Annotated in this window: 28 protein-coding genes; 18 read left to right on the top strand and 10 right to left on the bottom strand. The window is 36.1% G+C overall.

What is annotated here, in order from left to right:
• Nucleotides 1-92 precede the first annotated feature (92 nt).
• Nucleotides 93-1,139 (bottom strand): acyltransferase family protein, encoded by a 1,047-nt coding sequence (locus MKY60_RS17605; RefSeq protein WP_090568891.1) that lies wholly within the window; start codon nucleotides 1,137-1,139, stop codon nucleotides 93-95.
• Nucleotides 1,140-1,250: 111 nt separating this feature from the next.
• Between MKY60_RS17605 and MKY60_RS17600 the strand changes: the two genes are divergently transcribed.
• The 8 genes from MKY60_RS17600 to MKY60_RS17565 all read left to right on the top strand — a co-directional run bounded on the left by MKY60_RS17600 (nucleotide 1,251) and on the right by MKY60_RS17565 (nucleotide 7,856).
• On the top strand, nucleotides 1,251-1,862 hold the full coding sequence (locus MKY60_RS17600) for an SGNH/GDSL hydrolase family protein (RefSeq protein WP_340930840.1): 612 nt from the start codon (nucleotides 1,251-1,253) through the stop codon (nucleotides 1,860-1,862).
• Between the two features lie 60 nt (nucleotides 1,863-1,922).
• Complete coding sequence (locus MKY60_RS17595; protein WP_241600054.1) at nucleotides 1,923-2,333, top strand: YugN family protein; 411 nt, start codon at nucleotides 1,923-1,925, stop codon at nucleotides 2,331-2,333.
• Between the two features lie 394 nt (nucleotides 2,334-2,727).
• Nucleotides 2,728-3,180, top strand: a complete 453-nt coding sequence (tsaE, locus tag MKY60_RS17590) for a tRNA (adenosine(37)-N6)-threonylcarbamoyltransferase complex ATPase subunit type 1 TsaE (RefSeq protein ID WP_241600053.1) — start codon at nucleotides 2,728-2,730, stop codon at nucleotides 3,178-3,180.
• Complete coding sequence (gene tsaB, locus MKY60_RS17585) at nucleotides 3,177-3,863, top strand: tRNA (adenosine(37)-N6)-threonylcarbamoyltransferase complex dimerization subunit type 1 TsaB (protein ID WP_241600052.1); 687 nt, start codon at nucleotides 3,177-3,179, stop codon at nucleotides 3,861-3,863. Before tsaE ends, tsaB begins: the two co-directional genes overlap by 4 nt.
• Entirely contained in the window at nucleotides 3,853-4,308 is a 456-nt protein-coding gene (rimI, locus tag MKY60_RS17580) for a ribosomal protein S18-alanine N-acetyltransferase (RefSeq protein WP_093495942.1), read from the top strand. The genes tsaB and rimI overlap by 11 nt, the downstream gene beginning before the upstream one ends.
• Entirely contained in the window at nucleotides 4,305-5,324 is a 1,020-nt protein-coding gene (tsaD, locus tag MKY60_RS17575) for a tRNA (adenosine(37)-N6)-threonylcarbamoyltransferase complex transferase subunit TsaD (RefSeq protein ID WP_241600051.1), read from the top strand. The genes rimI and tsaD overlap by 4 nt, the downstream gene beginning before the upstream one ends.
• Nucleotides 5,325-5,874: 550 nt before the next feature.
• The gene (locus MKY60_RS17570; RefSeq protein WP_093495944.1) at nucleotides 5,875-6,360 is read left to right on the top strand and encodes a DinB family protein; all 486 of its coding nucleotides are present in this window, start codon (nucleotides 5,875-5,877) and stop codon (nucleotides 6,358-6,360) included.
• A 413-nt stretch (nucleotides 6,361-6,773) separates the two neighbouring features.
• On the top strand, nucleotides 6,774-7,856 hold the full coding sequence (locus tag MKY60_RS17565) for a serine hydrolase domain-containing protein (protein ID WP_340930839.1): 1,083 nt from the start codon (nucleotides 6,774-6,776) through the stop codon (nucleotides 7,854-7,856).
• Nucleotides 7,857-7,912: 56 nt separating this feature from the next.
• Here MKY60_RS17565 and MKY60_RS17560 read toward each other — a convergent pair whose 3' ends face one another.
• Nucleotides 7,913-9,844 carry an ABC-F family ATP-binding cassette domain-containing protein gene (locus MKY60_RS17560; protein WP_340930838.1) on the bottom strand — a complete coding sequence of 644 codons (1,932 nt, stop codon included), beginning with the start codon at nucleotides 9,842-9,844 and terminating at the stop codon, nucleotides 7,913-7,915.
• A gap of 130 nt (nucleotides 9,845-9,974) precedes the next feature.
• Between MKY60_RS17560 and MKY60_RS17555 the strand changes: the two genes are divergently transcribed.
• The gene (locus MKY60_RS17555; RefSeq protein ID WP_093495947.1) at nucleotides 9,975-10,616 is read left to right on the top strand and encodes a redox-sensing transcriptional repressor Rex; all 642 of its coding nucleotides are present in this window, start codon (nucleotides 9,975-9,977) and stop codon (nucleotides 10,614-10,616) included.
• 45 nt (nucleotides 10,617-10,661) lie between these two features.
• On the opposite strand, the gene MKY60_RS17550 is transcribed toward MKY60_RS17555, so the two are convergent.
• Nucleotides 10,662-11,399 carry a CPBP family intramembrane glutamic endopeptidase gene (locus MKY60_RS17550; protein WP_340930837.1) on the bottom strand — a complete coding sequence of 246 codons (738 nt, stop codon included), beginning with the start codon at nucleotides 11,397-11,399 and terminating at the stop codon, nucleotides 10,662-10,664.
• A 187-nt stretch (nucleotides 11,400-11,586) separates the two neighbouring features.
• On the opposite strand from MKY60_RS17550, the gene groES reads away from it, so the two are divergent.
• Together groES and groL are read left to right on the top strand one after the other, a co-directional pair.
• On the top strand, nucleotides 11,587-11,871 hold the full coding sequence (groES, locus tag MKY60_RS17545) for a co-chaperone GroES (protein ID WP_090568929.1): 285 nt from the start codon (nucleotides 11,587-11,589) through the stop codon (nucleotides 11,869-11,871).
• Between the two features lie 38 nt (nucleotides 11,872-11,909).
• Nucleotides 11,910-13,544, top strand: a complete 1,635-nt coding sequence (gene groL / locus MKY60_RS17540) for a chaperonin GroEL (protein ID WP_090568932.1) — start codon at nucleotides 11,910-11,912, stop codon at nucleotides 13,542-13,544.
• Between the two features lie 68 nt (nucleotides 13,545-13,612).
• On the opposite strand, the gene MKY60_RS17535 is transcribed toward groL, so the two are convergent.
• From MKY60_RS17535 to MKY60_RS17510, 6 genes are all read right to left on the bottom strand, one after another.
• Nucleotides 13,613-14,827, bottom strand: a complete 1,215-nt coding sequence (locus MKY60_RS17535) for a tyrosine-type recombinase/integrase (protein WP_340930836.1) — start codon at nucleotides 14,825-14,827, stop codon at nucleotides 13,613-13,615.
• 98 nt (nucleotides 14,828-14,925) lie between these two features.
• A complete protein-coding gene (locus MKY60_RS17530) occupies nucleotides 14,926-15,141 on the bottom strand; it encodes a hypothetical protein (protein WP_340930835.1) in 216 nt (71 codons plus the stop codon).
• Nucleotides 15,134-15,625, bottom strand: coding sequence for an ImmA/IrrE family metallo-endopeptidase (locus MKY60_RS17525; protein WP_340930834.1), 492 nt, complete (start codon nucleotides 15,623-15,625; stop codon nucleotides 15,134-15,136). Before MKY60_RS17525 ends, MKY60_RS17530 begins: the two co-directional genes overlap by 8 nt.
• A 78-nt stretch (nucleotides 15,626-15,703) precedes the next feature.
• Nucleotides 15,704-16,060, bottom strand: coding sequence for a hypothetical protein (locus tag MKY60_RS17520; protein WP_340930833.1), 357 nt, complete (start codon nucleotides 16,058-16,060; stop codon nucleotides 15,704-15,706).
• A 37-nt stretch (nucleotides 16,061-16,097) separates the two neighbouring features.
• The gene (locus MKY60_RS17515; protein WP_340930832.1) at nucleotides 16,098-16,757 is read right to left on the bottom strand and encodes a hypothetical protein; all 660 of its coding nucleotides are present in this window, start codon (nucleotides 16,755-16,757) and stop codon (nucleotides 16,098-16,100) included.
• Nucleotides 16,758-16,850: 93 nt separating this feature from the next.
• Nucleotides 16,851-17,249, bottom strand: a complete 399-nt coding sequence (locus MKY60_RS17510) for a helix-turn-helix domain-containing protein (RefSeq protein WP_340930831.1) — start codon at nucleotides 17,247-17,249, stop codon at nucleotides 16,851-16,853.
• Nucleotides 17,250-17,420: 171 nt separating this feature from the next.
• On the opposite strand from MKY60_RS17510, the gene MKY60_RS17505 reads away from it, so the two are divergent.
• Together MKY60_RS17505 and MKY60_RS17500 are read left to right on the top strand one after the other, a co-directional pair.
• On the top strand, nucleotides 17,421-17,630 hold the full coding sequence (locus MKY60_RS17505; protein WP_340930830.1) for a helix-turn-helix transcriptional regulator: 210 nt from the start codon (nucleotides 17,421-17,423) through the stop codon (nucleotides 17,628-17,630).
• A gap of 40 nt (nucleotides 17,631-17,670) precedes the next feature.
• The gene (locus MKY60_RS17500; RefSeq protein WP_340930829.1) at nucleotides 17,671-17,832 is read left to right on the top strand and encodes a hypothetical protein; all 162 of its coding nucleotides are present in this window, start codon (nucleotides 17,671-17,673) and stop codon (nucleotides 17,830-17,832) included.
• Here MKY60_RS17500 and MKY60_RS17495 read toward each other — a convergent pair.
• Nucleotides 17,821-18,126, bottom strand: coding sequence for a hypothetical protein (locus tag MKY60_RS17495; protein WP_340930828.1), 306 nt, complete (start codon nucleotides 18,124-18,126; stop codon nucleotides 17,821-17,823). The genes MKY60_RS17500 and MKY60_RS17495 overlap by 12 nt on opposite strands.
• 96 nt (nucleotides 18,127-18,222) lie before the next feature.
• On the opposite strand from MKY60_RS17495, the gene MKY60_RS17490 reads away from it, so the two are divergent.
• From MKY60_RS17490 to MKY60_RS17470, 5 genes are all read left to right on the top strand, one after another.
• Nucleotides 18,223-18,420, top strand: coding sequence for a helix-turn-helix transcriptional regulator (locus MKY60_RS17490; RefSeq protein ID WP_340930827.1), 198 nt, complete (start codon nucleotides 18,223-18,225; stop codon nucleotides 18,418-18,420).
• Complete coding sequence (locus MKY60_RS17485) at nucleotides 18,417-19,133, top strand: antA/AntB antirepressor family protein (RefSeq protein ID WP_340930826.1); 717 nt, start codon at nucleotides 18,417-18,419, stop codon at nucleotides 19,131-19,133. Before MKY60_RS17490 ends, MKY60_RS17485 begins: the two co-directional genes overlap by 4 nt.
• 35 nt (nucleotides 19,134-19,168) lie before the next feature.
• Nucleotides 19,169-19,465, top strand: a complete 297-nt coding sequence (locus MKY60_RS17480; RefSeq protein ID WP_340930825.1) for a DNA-binding protein — start codon at nucleotides 19,169-19,171, stop codon at nucleotides 19,463-19,465.
• Between the two features lie 88 nt (nucleotides 19,466-19,553).
• Nucleotides 19,554-20,075 carry a helix-turn-helix transcriptional regulator gene (locus tag MKY60_RS17475; protein ID WP_340930824.1) on the top strand — a complete coding sequence of 174 codons (522 nt, stop codon included), beginning with the start codon at nucleotides 19,554-19,556 and terminating at the stop codon, nucleotides 20,073-20,075.
• A complete protein-coding gene (locus tag MKY60_RS17470; protein ID WP_340930823.1) occupies nucleotides 20,072-20,341 on the top strand; it encodes a YqaH family protein in 270 nt (89 codons plus the stop codon). The genes MKY60_RS17475 and MKY60_RS17470 overlap by 4 nt, the downstream gene beginning before the upstream one ends.
• The last annotated feature ends 208 nt before the right edge of the window (nucleotides 20,342-20,549 follow it).

Raw genomic sequence — 20,549 nt, 5'->3', positions numbered from 1 at the left:
TTTCCTTCGAGGTTCGCTGTAGCGATGGCCGAATGGTTCAACTAAAAAACAGCGAGGATAAAATAATCCCCACTGTTTGAAGTTGCATGTTTTTAGATTTGAATTAGTTTCTGCGCTCGAATATCTCCTAAGAAGAACTTTCCATATGGAATCATTTTTTGAATGGCGATGGATGCTACTATTGGGGTGATTATCCCTAGTGTAGTAAAGCCAATAATGCCATATTGGAAATAATTATTCAGGATGATATCCGTAAAAATATGCAAATACATTATAGAAATCGAGTGTTTTTCAATTTTCGCCAACCAATCTAGCGATAGAATAGCGGTAACTCTTTGAAACAGTCCAAGAATAACGACTATAAACGCAATAGGAATGACTAAGTCCAGCAGTAGATGTTCGTATCGCAGGAATTTCATACTTAGGTGATAGTCGATATAGCCAAGTTTGTCTGTTATTATCGCAGTGATTGCAATGACCAAAGCTCCTATCAACCAAGATTTCGTAATGTTCATCCAAATTGATTTGGCATAATAGCCAAGAGCAAAATAGACGATTGCCATTAGAACGACGTCTAGGTTCCAAAGCATAGGAATTGTTTGTGAAGCTTCGTCTGGAGCGCCGTTAATATATTGCATAGCGAAAATACTCTCTAGATGAGCAACGATATAAAAAACAATGAGTAGTACAATTTGCTTGACTCGACTTAAATACTTTGTCATCATCATGAATAACAAATACGTAAAGAAAAGTGTCGTTACAAACCAGAAAACTCCATAAGCACCACGTGCAAAACGGCCCGCAATAACTAACTTCCATAAATCTTGCAAGTACCAGGATAAGTCAAAGTTACCTCCAGCAAGCTCCATTCCATATCGAACAGTTGTAATAGCTAATAAGAAAAACAAGTAAGGAACTATTAGCTGTAGGAATCTCTTTTTTATAGAGACTCTTGTGTCTTGATCTTCTTTTAATTCTTTAAAAAATAATCCACTTAATAAGAAAAAAGCTGGCATATGAAACCAGTATATATATGTGATGAACGGAAAATCTAATTCACCTGGATAATGTCCGATGACAACTAAAATCATTAAGAATCCTTTTGTTACATCGACCCATGTTAAACGTTTGTTAGCCATAAAACTTCCTCCAAAACATTAATTTCTATGTTTGTTTATCCGTTTTTGGGTAATTATAAACGTATAGTGTGTTTCAATTATATTACATATTGTTAAAAGGAGTTTTGTTATATGTTGGAAATAATTTGTTTTGGGGACAGTATCACTGCTAGAAAAGAGGGCAATCCATCACCCATTTTAACTCATAAATTGATCTCAAAAATGCCTAATTATGAATTTATTAATGCCGGAGTATCTGGAAATACAACGGAGCAAGCAATGTTCCGTTTCAATAAAGATGTGTTATCTAAGCGCCCTGATGCGGTGACTGTACTTTTTGGAGCGAATGACTCAGCGACACATAAGTTTGTAGATTTAGAAACGTTTAAGCGTAATATTTCTTTATTTGCAAAGCAGGTGGGGCCTGAAAAGACAATATTGATCAGCCCTGCTCCTGTGGATGAGTCTCTTCAGCCGAATAGGACGAATGAACGTATGGAGCAATATGCACAGGCTGTTCAGGAGGTTGCCGAAGAAACGGGTAGTTATTTTATCGATTTCTTTCATATTTTTTATTCCAAACCAAACTACAGGGATCTATTAGTAGGGGAGAAGAATGATGGTCTGCATTTTGGTGAAGCTGGCTATGAATTGCTTTCTGATTTAATAGTGCAAAAAGTGGAGGAAATGGAGATTGAGGATGGTTTCTTTAAAAAACTAGTAGACAGATTAATGAGAGGCTAGTATTTTTAAGACGATTCTTGGAGATGATAGGATGAAGATTCGAACGAGGAGTGGATTATTTTGCTGCAATTACAAACGGAGTTGGAAGGAAAAGAAATTGGTTTCGGTGATTTAAGAAGTAGAATAGATAGCCTAGGCTACACGATTGGCGGAAATTGGGATTACCATAAAGGTAGTTTTGACAATGTATTATGGAGAGATGAAGCGGAAACAATATACTTGCGACTTCCATTCGAAGTGGTGGAGGGAGAGCTAGACAATTACGATGCCCAAATTAAGTTCCAAACCCCTTATGTCATCAAGCATGTAGTTAATATAGGTTTAGACGAGGATGAAAATTCTTTGCTAACATCGACAGGCTTCAATCAATTCCAAAATCCAGTTGATAAGGACGGTCAAATTGCCAACAAAAATAAATGGACAGTAGCTGGTGAGCAAGCAGTTGAGAAAATCGTACGGTTAGTCCAATAAAAAAGAGATCATTTCGTAGTGGATGCGAAGTGATCTTTTTTAATAGATAGCGTATATAAGAATGTCCTGTGAACACTGGGTTTGTGGTATTTTTTTCAAAATGAATATTACGACTGATTTCCGTTTTATGAAGTGAAATAGCGAACGAAATTGTATCTTCGAGAGTTTCCTTTATCAATAGGAAAGTAGCTTTTCTCTAGTTATCCAAAAACGTACTTACCTGTTTCTAAAAGTTGTAGGAGGGTGTGGACACTGGGCTCAGAGGATCAGGCTTCTCTTTTTATCCGGTTTTTCTTAGCCCCCGAAGCTACCCTAAAGACCCCACACTTACAATATTCGATATATTTCATTATAATAGAAGCAATAGAGATGTAACTGGAAAGGAAAGCGACCGATGAAATATGAACGAATGATTAATTCGGAGCAAGAAACAAAGGCACTCGCTGAGCAATTGGCAGTCCAATTACATGCCGGTGATGTACTGACGCTAGAAGGCGACTTAGGAGCAGGTAAAACGACATTCACAAAAAGTGTGGCGAAGGGTTTAGGAATTACACGAAACGTAAATAGCCCAACATTTACTATATTAAAGCAATATGAGGGCAGGCTGCCGTTAAATCATTTAGATGTCTACCGACTTGCGGATAGTGATGAGGATTTAGGCTGGGACGAGCTGTTTTACGGCGATGCGGTAAGTATCATTGAGTGGGCACATTTGATAGAAGAGGATTTGCCAGCAGAACGACTGGCGATTCAGATTCTTCGTCTAGATGAGAATGCCAGAAAATTTACGTTTATGCCCTATGGCAAACGATATGAACAATTATGTGAGGAGCTTTTTGAATGATTTGGTTAGGAATAGATACATCAAATACACCTCTTGCGATAGCTATTGTAAAGGATGAACAAGTACTTGCTTCGTTTCAGTCATCAATGAAAATTACGCACTCGATTGGCACGATGCCAGCTATTGAAGAATTAATGGGAAAAGCAAATATTAAGCCAAATGAAATAGAAGCCATTGCTGTAGCGAAAGGACCGGGTTCCTATACAGGAGTTCGTATTGGAGTAACGATTGGAAAAACACTCGCTTGGACACTAAAAGTGCCAATATATTCGGTGTCAAGCTTACATGTACTTGCTGAGAATGCTCCGTATTTCCAAGGTGTTGTTTGTTCCATTATGGACGCACGTCGTAGTAATGTATTTGCTGGAATTTATGCAAACGGTGAAGTAGTAAAGGAAGCACATATATCCTTAGTTGATTTACTAACAACTCTAGATAATCTGGAACAGCCAGTGTTATTTGTCGGCATGGACGTTTCGATACACTGGGAGCAAATAAAAGAAGTACTTGGAGATAAGGTTCAGCAGGCTAATGCCGCTTTCGATTTACCAAATGCAGCTGTATTAATAGAAATGGCGAAAAAAATGGAGCCTTCCGAAGTACATACAGTTGTGCCTGAGTATTTGCGTATTACCGAAGCAGAGGCAAACTGGATGAAAGAGCAGAAGAAAAATGGAAACTAATATAACGTATCGAAAAATGACTTTAGATGATATAGATCAAGTACTGTTGATCGAACAGGAGGCATTCGACACACCTTGGACGAGGGAAGCCTTTGAGCACGAAATGACGACAAATTTGTATTCACATTATCTTGTTGCTGAAACAGAAGCAAAAGATATAATCGGATACTGTGGCATGTGGATAGTTATGGATGAAAGTCATATTACTAATGTGGCAGTAGCTGAACGTATGCGTGGAAACAAAATTGGCGAAGGATTGATGCGGGAGGCTATCCGTGTAGTAACAGAGCAAAATGTAGTACTCATGACACTTGAAGTTAGAGTATCAAATGATGTGGCGAAAAACTTATATTATAAACTTAACTTCCAAGACGGAGGCATACGGAAAAATTATTATTCAGACACCGGAGAGGATGCACTTGTGATGTGGGTGGAATTTAAATGAGAAAAGACCAATATATATTAGGAATTGAAACGAGCTGTGATGAAACAGCAGCATCGATTGTAAAAAATGGGCATGAGATTATATCCAATGTAGTAGCATCACAAATCGAAAGCCATAAACGATTTGGTGGAGTAGTACCAGAAGTCGCATCGAGACACCATGTGGAGCAGATTACGATTGTTATCGAAGAAGCATTAAAACAAGCGGATATGACACCACAGGATTTAGATGCAGTTGCAGTTACAGAAGGCCCAGGGTTAGTCGGAGCACTTCTGATAGGTATAAATGCTGCGAAAGCATTCGCTTTTGCAAATGGGCTTCCACTAGTTGGAGTCCACCACATCGCGGGGCATATTTACGCTAATGCACTAGTACAGAAGATGGAATTCCCACTTTTGGCATTAGTTGTTTCTGGAGGTCATACGGAGCTTGTATTGATGAAGGAAGATGGACAGTTCGAATTAATCGGTGAGACTAGGGATGACGCTGCAGGTGAAGCGTACGACAAAGTAGCTCGAGTATTGAATCTTCCATATCCAGGAGGTCCACATATCGATAAACTTGCTAACGAAAGTGATGAAGCATTGCAATTTCCTAGAGCATGGCTAGAGGAAGGGTCATATGATTTTAGCTTCAGTGGATTAAAATCTGCAGTTATCAATTATCAGCATAACGCCGAGCAACGGGGGGAAGAAATAAATCCTAACCACCTAGCGGCAGGATTCCAGCAAAGTGTAGTGGAAGTGTTAACGACAAAAACTATACGTGCAGCACGTGAATTTAAAGTGAAGCAAGTAATTGCTGCTGGTGGAGTTGCTGCAAATAAAGGACTTCGTAATTCACTAGAGGAAGCTTTTACAAAAGAGAATATACCTTTTTATGTACCACCCATCAAGCTATGTACAGACAATGCAGCCATGATTGCTGCCGCTGGAAATTCTAAGTATTCAGCAGGACATTTAAGTGATATGTCGATGAATGGTAGACCAGGTCTAGAATTAAATAGTTGGAATTAAGAAAAACAAATGCGCCTATTTTAGTACCGAGATTCTGAAACGAGTCAAAGCCTATTCGCTTGTAGTCTAGACTCTAAACAACTAAATGAAATACTCAAATCCTCTTTTCTTCGACAAGAAAAGAGGATTTTTTATCATGGAATTTAGAAGTTGTCAATAGAGAACATTCGTACTTATGCACATTTTGTGGATAACATGTGCGTAACTTAGACGCAAACTATATATAGTATGATTGTTATACACATCAATGTGGACAACTTATTTTTAAAATTGTGGACAATGTGGATAAACCTGTTGATAGATTGATATAACTAGTTTTTCTTTGTGAATAAATATGTGGAGAAAAGTTATTATAAAATAGTACTTGACCAACATATATGTATACTATTCGACACTGCAACAATTATAAGATTAAAACATAAGAAGGATTATCACTGAAATTGTAGAATTCTAGTAATAGGTGGAAAGTATCGGAATAGGTTGTAAGGTTTCATTCTGGCCAATAAAAATAAGATAGAATATTATTACTCAATTTTAGTGAGGAAACTTAGTGAAGATGTTTTTTCAGTATAATTGGTTGGTTAGGGAAGACTGGTATCTATGGTGTGAGAGATTAAGTGAAGAAGAACTGTTATGCAAACGCACAGGTGGAGTAGGAAGCATTTTAGAAACATTATTTCATATAGTAGATGTGGAATGGAGTTGGATTCGTGTTTTACAGGATCAGCCCGATTTTCAGGAGAGTTTTGAAAATTATAGTACTCTGGAGAAAGTAAGGCAATTAGACGCAAAATTTCGATTGGAAGTCGAAGCCTTTGTAAACAACTGGAATGATAGCATGGAAAGTCGCATACTTTACGATACGTTGCCAGATGGAAGAATTGAACGGGATACTTGGGGTGAAGTTATTCGACATGTAATTGCTCATGAGATACACCATATCGGACAATTATCTATTTGGGCAAGAGAATTAGGAAAAAAACCGATATCTGCTAATGTAATTGGACGTGGACTTGCTGATTCAGCAAAAGAATAAATGATTCACAAGACAAACGGAGTTGTAATTTACCGCACATCTTCGATGAAGTTTTATCTTTATCGGAGGCATCTGATTACCTTAAAAATAAGTGAAAAATCTATTGAGGCAATTATAAGTCAGGATAAAATACAATTGAATAATTATGGTTCATTTTTAGGTATGATGTTCCCTTATTCAAAAGTATATGAGGAGGTTATCTTTTCAAAAAAGTCCTTAGATGCTTGGGTAAATGAGACAACAAAAAATAGGAACGAGTTTTCTAAAGATAATTAGGAAGAATCAGTTAGGTTCTATACACATATTTTGAGATTCAAAGGATTAGGTCATTTTTAGAAAAGGTAAAAGAGTGCAACAGCTAAAATATTTTTCTAACAGCTTATTTCAAATGTTGTAAAACGATGGAGGACATAATGTTGAATACGACAAGTATAGAGGCCGTAAAGAGGCATTTGGATAAATACTTTAATAAAATTCATCAAAAAAATACTCAATCAAGCATCCAAATTCTGATTGATAGTAAAAAGTTAGATTTTCAGTATAACTATTCATCAGAAGATTCAAACCAACCTTTCCATATTGCAAGTATTGGTAAAATGTTTACTGCTACTCTAATAATGATTTTAATAGACAGAAATAGTTTATCCTTACACGATCCGATATCAAATTATTTTACAAATATAGAACTTGAAAATCTCTTTATATTTAAGGATAAAGATTATATGAAAGAAGTTACCGTAGAACAATTATTAGCGCATACTTCAGGAATCGGTGATTATTTCGAAGATCCAGTAAATTTAGGTAGTCCGATGTCTAAATTGATCGTTTCCGAATCTGAAAAGAAATGGACTCCTTATGAATTAGTTGAATTCACACGGAAAAGGCAAAAAGCTGCAGGGATACCTGGGAAGGTCTTTCATTACTCAGATACTGGTTATATTTTACTTGGTTTAATCATTGAAAAAGTTTCAGGAAAACCATTTCATGAGAATCTACATGATGAAATCTTTACCCCACTTGGAATGCAGGACTCTTATATGCTATTCTATTCGGAACCTAAAAATCCCCTACAAAAATTTCAAAAGATTTGGCTTAACGGCACAGATGTAACAGACTTTCAAAGTCTAAGTGTGGACTGGTCGGGAGGTGGAATAATATCTACTCCAAATGATCTTCTTTCTTTTAATAGAGCTTTTAGAGAAGGAAGATTATTTAATGAAGAAAAAATACAGTTTATGGAAAAATTCAAACATAAATTCAGAACTGGTATTCACTATGGAACAGGGCTAATGGAAATCCGATTTGAAGAGTTCTTTTTTCTATTGAAAGGGTTACCAAGAGTAAGAGGGCATATTGGAGTTCTTTCAACTCATTTGTTTTATGACCCATCTACTGAGACCCATATTATTATGAATTTTGGATCGAGTAAACTAATGGTTCAAAGTTTCAAGGCATTAATTGAAGTTATTAGACAACTAAAAAGAGTAAAATCATAAGCAATTAGAAAAGGTAGTGAAGCCAAAAAAACGAATTGGTTTCACTACCTTTTTCTTTATGGGGCTATTTCTTCTAATTGTTCCTGTAATTCTAACCATTCATTTGATAGGTCATCTTGTTTTTCCTTCAACTGATCTAGTTCACGCTGTAATTGTTGGACAGCTTCGTGGTCTTGGAAGATTTCAGGGTCACATAGCTTTTCTTCAATTGTAGCAATTTCCACATCAACAGTTGGAATCTGACTTTCCAATTCCTCTAGCTGACGTCGAAGCTGGCGTTCTTTTTTCTTTGATTCTTTATCAATTGTGGATGTGTTCACTTTCGTAACTACCGTATTTTCAACAACTGCATTTTCTAATGCTAGTTCTTCCATTTCTTCTTTTTTCTCTAGGTAATAGTCGTAGTCTCCAAGGAATAGGGTTGCATCCTCGCTTGCTAACTCAATAACCTTTGTTGCAATTCGGTTTATAAAATATCTGTCATGGGATACGAATATGATAGTCCCGGGGAAGTCGAGTAATGCATTTTCGAGAACTTCTTTACTGTCTAAGTCTAAATGGTTGGTAGGCTCATCGAGTACGAGTGTGTTCGCTTTTAAAAGCATTAGCTTTGCAAGAGCGAGTCTTGCCTTTTCACCACCGGATAGTGTAGATACCGTTTTTTGTACATCATCTCCTGAAAACAAGAAACGGCCTAATACAGTGCGGACATCTCGTTCATTCATCAACGGCCATTCATCCCATAGTTCTTGTAAAGCTGTTTTGTTGCCAGTTAATGCAGCTTGTTCTTGATCATAGTATCCAAATTGGACATTCGTACCATACTGGATTTTCCCATCAGCGGCATTTAATTGTTTCATAATTGTTTTTAGTAAAGTTGATTTGCCCACTCCATTTGGTCCAACGAGTGCAATGCGGTCTTGCTTGTACACAGAGAAGGAAATATTCGATGAAACAGTTTTGTTTGGATAGCCAACTGCAATTTGCTCCAGACGAAGTACGTCATTGCCACTTGGTCGATCGATAGTAAATCCGAAAGAAGCAGATTTTTCATCACCATCTGGGGATTCCATCCAATCTGTTTTCTCAATAACTTTACGTCTAGATTGAGCCATTTTAGTTGTAGAGGCACGGGCAAGATTTTTACTGACAAAATCCTCGAGCTTTGCTTTTTCCTCTTGCTGTTTTTCATACTTCTTTCTATCTAACTCATAGTTTTTTGCTTTTTGCGTTAAGTACGAACTGTAGTTGCCAACGTATCTTACTACATTATGCCGAGATACTTCGTAAACAAAGTTGACTACTTGGTCTAAAAAGTAACGGTCATGTGAGACGATAAGAACTGCACCGCTATAATTTTTCAGATAGTTTTCTAAAAAGCTTAGCGTTTGAATGTCCAAATGGTTGGTAGGCTCATCGAGGATTAGCAAGTCTGGCTTACTTAGAAGCATTTTTGCAAGTGCTAGCCTCGTTTTTTGTCCTCCTGACAATGCTTGGACAGGCTTATCATAATCATCTGGGAAAAACTGCATGCCGTGTAATATAGAGCGTATATCTGATTCGAAGCGATAGCCACCTGCCTCATTAAAGGCTAACTGTAATTCATCGTACGTTGCTGCCACTCTTGCATAAGCTTCAGTATCTTCATATATAGTAGGGTCTGCCATTTGTGATTCTAGGGAACGAAGCTCTTTTTCAGAGTTAATGAGATGACTAAAGATTGTCTTCATTTCCTCCCAGATTGTCAATTTAGATTCGAGACCTGCATGCTGTTCTAAATAGCCAAGACGAATATTTTTTGGCATAATTATTTCGCCTGAATCATACGACATTTCACCTGCTATTATTTTAAGTAGTGTAGATTTTCCGGCACCGTTTCTACCAACAAGGGCAACCCGGTCTCGATCCTGAACCTCTAGCTTTACGTTAGTTAATATATCTTCACCGTTAAAGGATTTTGTTATTTGATTGACTTGTAAAACAATCACAATTATTCGCACCTCAATTCTATCCTTAGTGTAATAGATAGGGCTTGTCGTTGCAACGCTCTAGGTTTACAATGGTAGAAATGTCTAGTAAGATAATAACGATTTGTTTGACTAAACTAGGAGGATTTTTATGAAGCCAGAAATACCGAGAATTCCTCAAGCAACTACGAAAAGACTTCCATTATATTATAGATTTTTACAAAGCTTTCATAATGCTGGGCACAAACGAGTTTCTTCGCAGGAATTGAGTGAAGCGATGAAAATCGATTCCGCAACAATTAGGAGAGATTTCTCTCATTTTGGTGCGCTTGGAAAAAAGGGTTACGGTTATGACGTTCCGACTTTACTTGAGTTTTTCCGTAAAACACTCGATCAGGATGAGGCTGCGAATGTTGCGCTCATTGGAGTTGGAAGTTTGGGAACTGCTTTTCTAAAGTATAATTTCCAAAAAAACCATAATACAAAAATTGTCGTGGCATTCGATACAAAGGCTCCGGTAGAAGGAACGACCATAAGTGATATTCCTGTGTATCATTCGAGTGTTATGCTTGAAAAGCTAGAGGAATATGGAATTGAACTGGTCATTTTTACTTTGCCAAGTCGATCTGCACAGCAAGTAGCCGATCAATTAGAAGCTTCTTCTATTAAAGGGATATTAAACTTTACACCAATACGTTTACAAACAACCGATGCTATCCGTGTACATACCATCGATCTTTCTGTAGAATTACAGACTCTTATTTATTTAATAAGAAATGAACTGACTGAATAACAAAAAAAGCCTTTGACCATAATGCTAACAGGTCAAAGGCTTTTATTAATGAAAAAATAGGAACTGCATATTTGAATATTGTTTAAGAAACTGTTGAATTTCCTCACCGTAAAATTGAACTAGCACAACAAATCCATTTAATAACATATGGGAGATAATTGATGCGATAATTCGCTTTGTCTTGTAATAGATAAATGCGAATATAAATCCGGAAACCGCATATAGTAGTATGTGCGTAAAGTCAAAGTGAATAATTCCAAACACAATTGCACTTACAGAAGCGGCTACAAAGAAATTCGTTTTTGGCAACAGAGTTCCGAAAATGATTCTTCGGAATATCAGCTCCTCTAATATAGGGGCAAAAATGACAATTGAAAAAATAGCTAATGGTACGGTATGGGCAATTTCTATAAACTGAGTTGTATTTTCTGATCCAGGATCCACACCAAATTTAAGCTCGATGCTTGCTGCAATACCCTGTCCTACAAATACTAGAAAGAAACCAGCAATTCCCCAACCGATCGTTTGGAGGGTTGGGCTTGGCTTACCATTTAGTGGCTTCAAGTAAGTCTTGTCTTTACGGATGATTAGCAGGGTGATCAATGTAGCGATTCCCATGCTAAGAAATACCCACCAACCAGAAATGAAAAGTGCTGGATTTTCCACTCCTTTAGCTTCTAATAGGGTATAAAGCTCTGGTAGGAACGGGACAAGTATACCTGAAGATAGTTGCATTATACAGTAAACGATTAAAATGTATATACCAGTTTTTTGTTGTTTCATAAACAGTTTTATTCCTCTCTATATGTACCTTCTTTTCTTATTGTATCGGAAATAGAAAATAAAAGAAAAAGATAGCTTCTTACTTGCAAAATGTTCTGTGATTAATTATTATTATAAGTGTGTTAGCACTCAAAGAGTAAGAGTGCTAATAATATTACATTTTACTATTTTAGGGAGGTAGTTTCACTTGTTAAGACCATTAGGTGATCGTATCGTAATCGAATTAATCGAAGCTGAGGAAAAAACAGCATCTGGCATCGTACTTCCAGACTCTGCTAAAGAAAAACCGCAAGAAGGAAATGTTGTTGCTACAGGGACTGGACGAGTACTTGAAAACGGCACTCGCGTTGAACTTGACGTAAAAGAGGGAGACCGCATCATCTTCTCTAAATATTCAGGCACAGAAGTGAAATATGAAAACAACGATTATTTAATTTTACGCGAAAGCGATGTTCTAGCTATTATTGGCTAATAAAACTTAGGAAAATATATTCAGGAGGTAACTAACACATGGCTAAAGAAATTAAATTCAGTGAAGACGCACGTAGCGCAATGTTACGTGGAGTAGATAAACTTGCAGATGCTGTTAAAGTAACACTTGGACCAAAAGGACGTAACGTAGTTCTTGAGAAAAAATTTGGTTCACCACTTATTACTAATGATGGTGTAACGATTGCAAAAGATATCGAATTGGAAGATGCATTTGAAAATATGGGTGCTAAATTAGTGGCAGAGGTTGCTTCTAAAACAAACGATATAGCTGGTGACGGTACAACAACTGCTACTGTATTAGCGCAATCGATGATCCGTGAAGGGTTGAAAAACGTAACAGCTGGTGCTAACCCAGTAGGAATCCGTAAAGGTATTGACCTTGCAGTTGCTGCTGCAGTTACAGAGTTAAAAGCAATTTCTAAACAAATCGAAGGCAAAGAGTCTATTGCTCAGGTTGCAGCTATTTCTTCAGGAGATTCTGAAGTAGGTGAACTAATTGCTGAAGCAATGGAGCGCGTTGGTAACGACGGTGTCATTACAATTGAAGAATCTAAAGGGTTCACTACTGAACTTGACGTGGTAGAAGGTATGCAGTTCGATCGTGGATATGCATCTCCTTATATGGTAACAGATTCGGATAAAATGGAAGCTATTTTAGACAATCCATATATTTTAATAACAGATAAAAAAATCACAAGCATACAAGAAATTCTTCCTGTGCTTGAGCAAGTAGTACAACAAGGCAAACCACTTTTACTAATCTCTGAGGACGTAGAAGGGGAAGCTCTAGCTACTCTAGTATTAAACAAATTACGTGGAACTTTCAATGCTGTAGCTGTTAAAGCGCCAGGATTTGGTGACCGTCGTAAAGCGATGTTAGAAGATATCGCAGTTCTTACTGGAGCTGAAGTAATCACAGAAGATTTAGGTTTAGACTTAAAATCTGCTAACATTACTCAATTAGGTCGCGCTTCTAAAGTTGTTGTATCTAAAGATAATACTACAATCGTAGAGGGTAACGGAGAGTCTGATCGCATCGCTGGTCGTGTAACACAAATCCGTTCTCAATTAGAAGACACTACATCTGAATTCGACAAAGAAAAACTACAAGAACGCCTAGCTAAATTAGCTGGTGGTGTAGCTGTAGTTAAAGTCGGAGCAGCAACAGAAACAGAACTAAAAGAACGCAAGCTTCGTATTGAAGATGCTCTTAATGCTACTCGCGCAGCAGTTGAAGAAGGTATCGTAGCTGGTGGTGGTACTGCACTAGTAAACGTATATAACAAAGTTGCCGAATTAGCAGAAACAAAAGAAGGCGACGTAGCTACGGGTCTGAAAATTGTACTTCGTGCATTAGAAGAACCAGTTCGTCAAATCGCTAACAATGCAGGTCTTGAAGGATCTATCGTTGTAGATCGTTTAAAACGTGAAGAAGTCGGTATCGGATTCAATGCAGCAACTGGCGAATGGGTGAATATGATCGAAGCAGGTATCGTTGATCCAACTAAAGTAACTCGTTCAGCACTTCAAAACGCTGCATCTGTAGCAGCATTATTCTTAACTACAGAAGCAGTAGTAGCAGATATTCCAGAACCAGCAGGAGCTGGCGGTATGGGTATGCCTGATATGGGCGGAATGGGCGGCATGATGTAATAAACTTCCCCAAAGTACTGATATAACAGTACTTTGGGGATTTATTTTTGTGATTTATCACTAAAATATCACACAGATGTCACTTTTGTTTTATTTTTTGCTAAATCGAGGATGTTTCCGAAGTGTATTTTCACTTTATCGGAGGCATCTTTTTTCATAGTGTCTGTAATATGTGTGTAAATCCTCATTGTTGTATCTGCATCATCATGGCCAACTCGTTTCATAATGGTAGCTAAGTCGATGCCAGCCTCTGTGAGCATGCTGATATGTGTGTGACGAAATATATGAGGAGTTGCTTCTTTTTTAATTGAAGTCATTTTAAGTATTCGATTCATTCGATTCAAAATGGTTTTAGGAATGAAGGGATAGCCATTTGGACGACTAAATATAAAACCTTCATCATGATAATCAGGGTAGTTATGTTTGGTTCCTAACTTAATTTTAGCTTGTCTAATTTTATGTTTTTTCAAAAGTTGTATAACATCCTCATCTATATCTATCGTCCGTATAGCTGCCGGTGTTTTTGGTGGGGTTAATTTGTATTTTTTCATATTGTTATCTGGATTATATATAGTTTTTGTTATACGGATTTCATTTGTCTCAAAGTTTACATCTGTCCATTTTAAGGCGCATAGTTCGCCTGATCTCATGCCAGAGAATGCTAAGAGATAAAATCTTTCAATGTCTTGATCCATACCATGTTTACTAACGGCAGTTAAAAACTCTTCTATTTCAGCATGTTCTAAGTATTCGTCCTCAATAGAATTGTTCTCGATATCTTCAACAGTTAATAGTTTTTTAGGGATTACTGCACCAATAGTAGGGCTATCCTTTCTCATCTTCTCTTTGATAGCATACTTGTAAACCATTCCTGCAGTAATGTGTACACCTTCTATTGTAGTAAACGCATATCCGTTGTCATGTAAATCATTTAATATGTTCTGGTGCATTCGTGAAGTAACTTTTGTTATATTAACTTTTGCGATGTAGCGAAGAATAATCTTTATTTCTTTTCCTCTTAATCTAACCGTACTTTCCTTAACTTTACCTCGAGCGTAAATAGATAACCATTCCCAAGCAACTTTCTCAAATGTCATGTGCTTTAACTTTTTTTCATCTATTCCATGCTCTTTTAATTCTTTGATAGCAGCTTCAACTCTTTCTTTAGCCACTTTCTTCGATTTATTGCGCCTTCTTATCTGATTCCTCTTTCCAGTCACAGGGTCGCGAGGACCATCAGCTACACATTCCCATACACCGCTATTAAGTTGATCACATTTCATTTGATATTCAACCTCCTAAACATCAACCTATCATTTAAACACAGGTTGAATCGGTCTAATTATGTTAATTCCACTATAATATGTGAAGTGTATTCTCTTTAATTTATTTGTGAATGAAATCTTTTGATAATATGATTAGTAGTTTCTAAATCAACTTCATTACCAAGGCCATCAAAAAACTTATCTACGTAGGTGTAAATTTCACCATCTATCAACTTTATTTTCCCCATGAGAGGGATTCCGATATATTCTCCTTTTTCGTCTTGGCAAGCTGCTGTAATTGCATTTAAAGTACCAAATATTTTTTCAGTCATATTTTAATCCTCCTATAGTGATTCGTATGTGATTACTCATGTATTGATCTAGTCTCTTTTTTGCGAAATCATAGTCTACATTAAATATCTTTTGTAACACATATATTGCTTTTGGTTTAGTGTCAGGCAATTTAATATTATCTAGCATAAAAGTAGGTATACACGCATGTAATGCAAAGTTATTAGCTTTCCACTCTTGATAATCCTTATATAGATAAGGGATGTTTAATTGATTACCAATATCGAAAATTGCATGTCGTAATTCATGCCCGAAATCCTGCCATTGTTCTGTGTCAGACAGTCTTGAATCTAAAATGATAGTATCCCCTTCATAAATGGAACCGATCTGCAAATAATCTATACATATTCCAAGCCTTTTCCCAATCATCTCAGGATTTAATTGACGAGGATGAAAAATACCTATGTTTGTGTATAAGTTAAAAATATAATCTTCTAGATGCGTATAAAGGTGCGGCTCTCTCATAAAACCCCTCTTTTCAAACATATGTTCTCGTAATCATAACAAAAAAACCTTCCAATTGGAAGGTGTCTTTTAATGAAATCATTTTACAAAAGTCGTATTGCGTACTTTCCAATCTTCTAACTTTATAAAAACCCAAAAACCATAAATTCCTAATGTAATTAAAGTTAGTAACCACCACTTTATCCAATGTCCAAACAACCCTATAGCTGAACCATTGAATTGCATTCTCTTTCCTTCTACAACTGTGTGATTTATTTTCCACCCATAGATCATCGTAATAGACCATGGATAACATATACCTAATGTGCACACAGTTACTAATGTACCTAGAATAGTCCAACCGATAAATTGTAATAGTCCGCCGTCGAAATAAGATGTTTTACCATTCCTGGTTTCAAGTGATGTTTCTTGTGTTGATATGTTGATAGTCGTCATTTTCTTCTCTCCTTTTATCGTTTTATTATATCTTGTATTACACTTGTTGCTGCAAACCTTTAATTTTCTCCTCAATCATATTAATATCTTTAGATTGTAGGTTATCATCGATATCGTCTTTCTTTAAAAAGAAAAGAACATCCATATATTTATCTATCGCTTTCTTTGAATTGCCCTTGAATTCCTCTTTTTCTGCTTTTTCATACAAATCTTTATACTCAACGAGATGTGTGTATTCCTTAATTTTTCCTAGCATGGTTGAATCCTTAAAATCATATTGTTTTTTCATTTCTTCAAGAAACAATATAGCTTTATTTGCATTGTTTAGTTTACTATTAAGTGTTTTAGCTAAATCAGCTTTTTGTAAACATTCTGTTACAGTAATATTTGCAAATTTATTTATCATTTTTTCTTTTAAAGAAAGATATTTAATTATATTGGCATCGATATCACCAGTAAGTTGGTACCCTTTGTTAGCGTAGTCTTTTAAATAATTGAGGTGGTCTAGTATATCATCAATTCTACCAATTCTTGTTTTGTAGTTCTTTGATTTCTCAACAAGCTCTTTAGATTCTTTAATTATACGAAGATGATTAGTTACTGCTTGTTGAATAAATGGACTACATGATTTACAAGATTTATTTTTATCTATTGTAAGGAAAATACTTTTCTTATTACAATACATACATTGAGCCATTATAATACCACTCCTATTATTTATTCTGTGCCAATTGACTTGCGTAAATATTACTATATGAAAATTATAAAAAGAGACATGCAAATACATGTCTTATTTCTTATCCTCTTGTTTCTTCTTCCAATACTCATAAAAAATTTCGAACTCTTCTAAAGCGTCCAGTATATTTTCTGGCTGATTCTTAAAAGCTAAATTTTCTCTACTTACAAAGAAATCTATTACTTCTTTCTGATATGAAGATAAATTGTTATAGTCTTCATCGGAAATACCTGCTTGTTCATAAGTAGGTTGTTTATATTCAGATATCCCCAGTAAGAAATCTGTAGAGACATTAAAGTATCTCGCTAACTTTTGTAACAGTTCAAAGTCTGGTTCTCTTTTTCCTGTCTCATACTTTGATAAAGCAGAATATGTGATATCTAAGGCCTTAGCTAAATGTTCACGTGTAATATTTTCTTTTTCTCTTAACTTTTTTAATCTTTCGTGAAACATAGACAGCGCTCCTTAAGTATCTTATATATAGATATTACACTTATTGTCCAATAAATAAATGAGTTTGGACAAAATGTGTAATTAAGTGTTGACATTGGACATATTGTCTTATATAGTTAACTCAAAGGACAAAACGTCCAATTAAGTGAGGTGAACATAATGAGAAATAAAATGAAGAAACTCAGAGAAGAAAGAGGACTGAGTGTAGAAGAAATGGCAATATCTCTAGGGATTTCGATATCTCACTATTATAAAATTGAAAGTGGGATTCGAAACCCTAACTTTATCCTAGCTGGAAACATTGCTAAATTTTTTAATTCTAATGTGGATGAGCTTTTTTTTGATAACGAATTAGACAAAACGTCCAAAAAAGTAGTTTAGGAGGAAGGAAAAATGAATCAATTGAAAGGCGGTGAAGTGGATGACAAGACTAAAAGATTTGACAGTATCTATAGAAGTTAAAAATCTAGATGACTTGAAAGAATTGCTCCAAAAGGCTACCGACCAGGTGGAGCAACTACAAGAAACGATAAAAAAAATTAATCAATCAGAGTATCAAATAAAACCTAATTTAGAAACTTAACTTTTTTTTGAAATATTCAACGTTAGCAGTATCAAGCATTTCTTGCCAAGAATCAAAATTAGAATTTTCTATGATGAAGTTGTCCATTTCATCATCAGGTATTTCTTCAAAAGTTGGATATTTTGAGAAGATTTCTTGTTCTTCAAATACTTCAAAGCTACTAAACTTTGTGTTTTTCGATAAGAAATCATCTGTTAAAAGAGTGGTCAATGAAACTGAATCTGTCTTTGATAATTCTTGTAAATTCTTTTGAAGTTTCTTTAGGTTATTTAAACCAGTAATCTTAACGCCCATAGTAACACCTCCATCCAATATTATTTGGAACATTTGTCCAATTAAACTAAATATAACACAATATATTGTGTTAATCAAATTAGGAGGCACACTATATTGATTTTAAAGCTGAAAGAATTACGTGGAAAAAGAGGTATATCTCGCTATCGACTTTCCAAAATATCAGGAGTCAACGAATCTACTATTCAAATGATTGAAAACAGTGAAGATCCAAATCCAACATTCAAAGTTATGTGCAAGATTGCAGATGCTTTGGAAGTTAGTTTAGACGAATTAAGGAGGAGCGAAATATGAATCAATTAATCACAACGCAAAACAATGAGCAAGGCGAAATAATCATAAGTGGTCGTGAACTGCATGAATTTTTAGAGGTTAAGACTGCGTACAAAGATTGGTTTCCGCGTATGAAAGAATATGGTTTTGTAGAAGGGCAAGACTTTAGCTCATTTTTGAGCGGAAGTACAGGTGGTCGTCCGTCGCAAGATCACCATATCAAAATAGACATGGCCAAAGAAATTGCGATGATCCAACGAACTGAAAAAGGGAAAGAAGCTAGACAGTATTTCCTTCATTTAGAAAGAATGTGGAACAGTCCAGAGATGGTTATAAAACGTGCAATGGATTTCCAACAACAAAAAATAATCACGTTAGAAACTCAAATTCAAGAGGATAAGCCTTACACGAGTTTTGGAAAAGTTGTTTCAATGTCGGATGGAGCAATAAACATTGGTCACTTTGCAAAAATACTTTATGACGATCATGGAATCAATATAGGTCGAAATAAGTTAATTGCTTGGCTACGTGATAATGGTTATCTCATTAAGCAAGAAGGAGCTGAAAAGAACCTACCAAAGCAAAAATATATCGAGCAAGGGTTATTTAAAGTTAGACCAACAATTGTAAAAAGAACATCTGGTGATGTACAAAGTGGCACAACACTTGTGACTGGAAAAGGACAAGTGAAGTTAACAGAAGTATTGCTTCAAGAGTTTAAAAAAGCAATTTGAGGAGGCTGTCAAAAGACAGCCGGAAGGAGAAAAACATGTTAAATGTTCAATTTGATGCAGAAGCGTTGCGGGAGATTATCCGCGAGGAAGTACGCGAAGCAATTAAGGATACAGTCAAAACACAACAATTACCACCAATGCTGACTATTCAAGAACTAATGGGAGTCTTGCATATAGGTCGCTCTAAAGCATTTGAACTAATGGCACGAGATGACTTTCCGGTTTGTAGAGAGGCAGGCGTTCTGATTCCAACGGACAAGTTGTTTAAGTGGATTGACTACCATACTCAATGGGTGGAATCGAATACGAAATACTTTAGCTCTGTAATTTAATTATAACTCTGTTGCCTGTAGTCAACGGTCTACTACAAGTTAACTCTTTAATGAAATGTGAATCCAATATATAGGAAGGTTGGTATAAATGAACAAAAGTAAAGTGGGGGAAATGTTGAAAGAAATGAGAGGGGAACAAACACAGTTATCACTAGGTTTCGACCTTAATTTAACTCGTGAAACAGTTTCAAAATATGAAAATGAAAGGTCTAAAGTGCCTGCTGATATATCTCGTACTCTAGTAAATAAGTTTGATAATCCTAAATTTGCTATAACGATTCGAAATGATTACACAGGTACAGGTCCTAAGTGGTTGGATGGGCCGAATGTAGATCTTCATCGTTCCAGTGTAAAAGAAAAGACATTAGAGGAGCTAGGTGAAGCAATAGAAACACTTTCCAACTTTTGCTTATCTAAGCCGTTGAAAAAATTACAGGTGTTTGAAAAGCAAGCCTTAGAGTGTGTTTTGGATGAACTAGTTGAAGCGCAAACAGCAATAGACCATATGGTTGCAGTTGTATGTAAAGAGGCTGAAATTAGCTACACAGGGGTTTGGGACAAGCATTACAAATCATTAATGAGCGCGGGATACCTAGGAGGTACGAGATGAATCAAAATCTATTCAAAAAAGAAGATTATCACGCAGCACTAAGAGAACACTCTAGCATTTTGGATTGTGGAAAAGCTATTGAGGATTGTGTTAAAACAGGTGATTTGAAAGAAGCTCTAATGTTTGTTCAAGACATTAATAATTCTCTAGAGACATTGAAGAGAATGGCAGAAAAGAAAATGGTGGAAGACAATATGAAAACTTTGCTAGATCAGTTAGTTACAGCAGGAGTAAATGTAATGGTGGTGAGAAGACATGTTCAATAGTCCAGAAGGTGTAATGGTGTATGTGGTTACGATAGCAGCATCGATTTATGTAGGAGTGCTTTGGAGAGAGTTTACAGGCACAAAAAAAGCTGACTAACTCGGGAAAGTTAATCAGCAAATAAAATCTTCTGTTAGGTCTATTATGACGGAGCTTATGGCTCCCGTCAAGAAGTCTAGGATTTCCCCCTTTGCTTTCCTAGGCTTCTTG

It is taken from the genome of Psychrobacillus sp. FSL K6-1415, from assembly GCF_038003185.1.
In the GTDB taxonomy this organism is placed as follows: Bacteria; Bacillota; Bacilli; order Bacillales_A; family Planococcaceae; genus Psychrobacillus; species Psychrobacillus psychrodurans.
The sequence above is the reverse complement of the archived record's forward strand: the minus strand, read 5'-3'. Positions and strand labels throughout refer to the sequence as shown.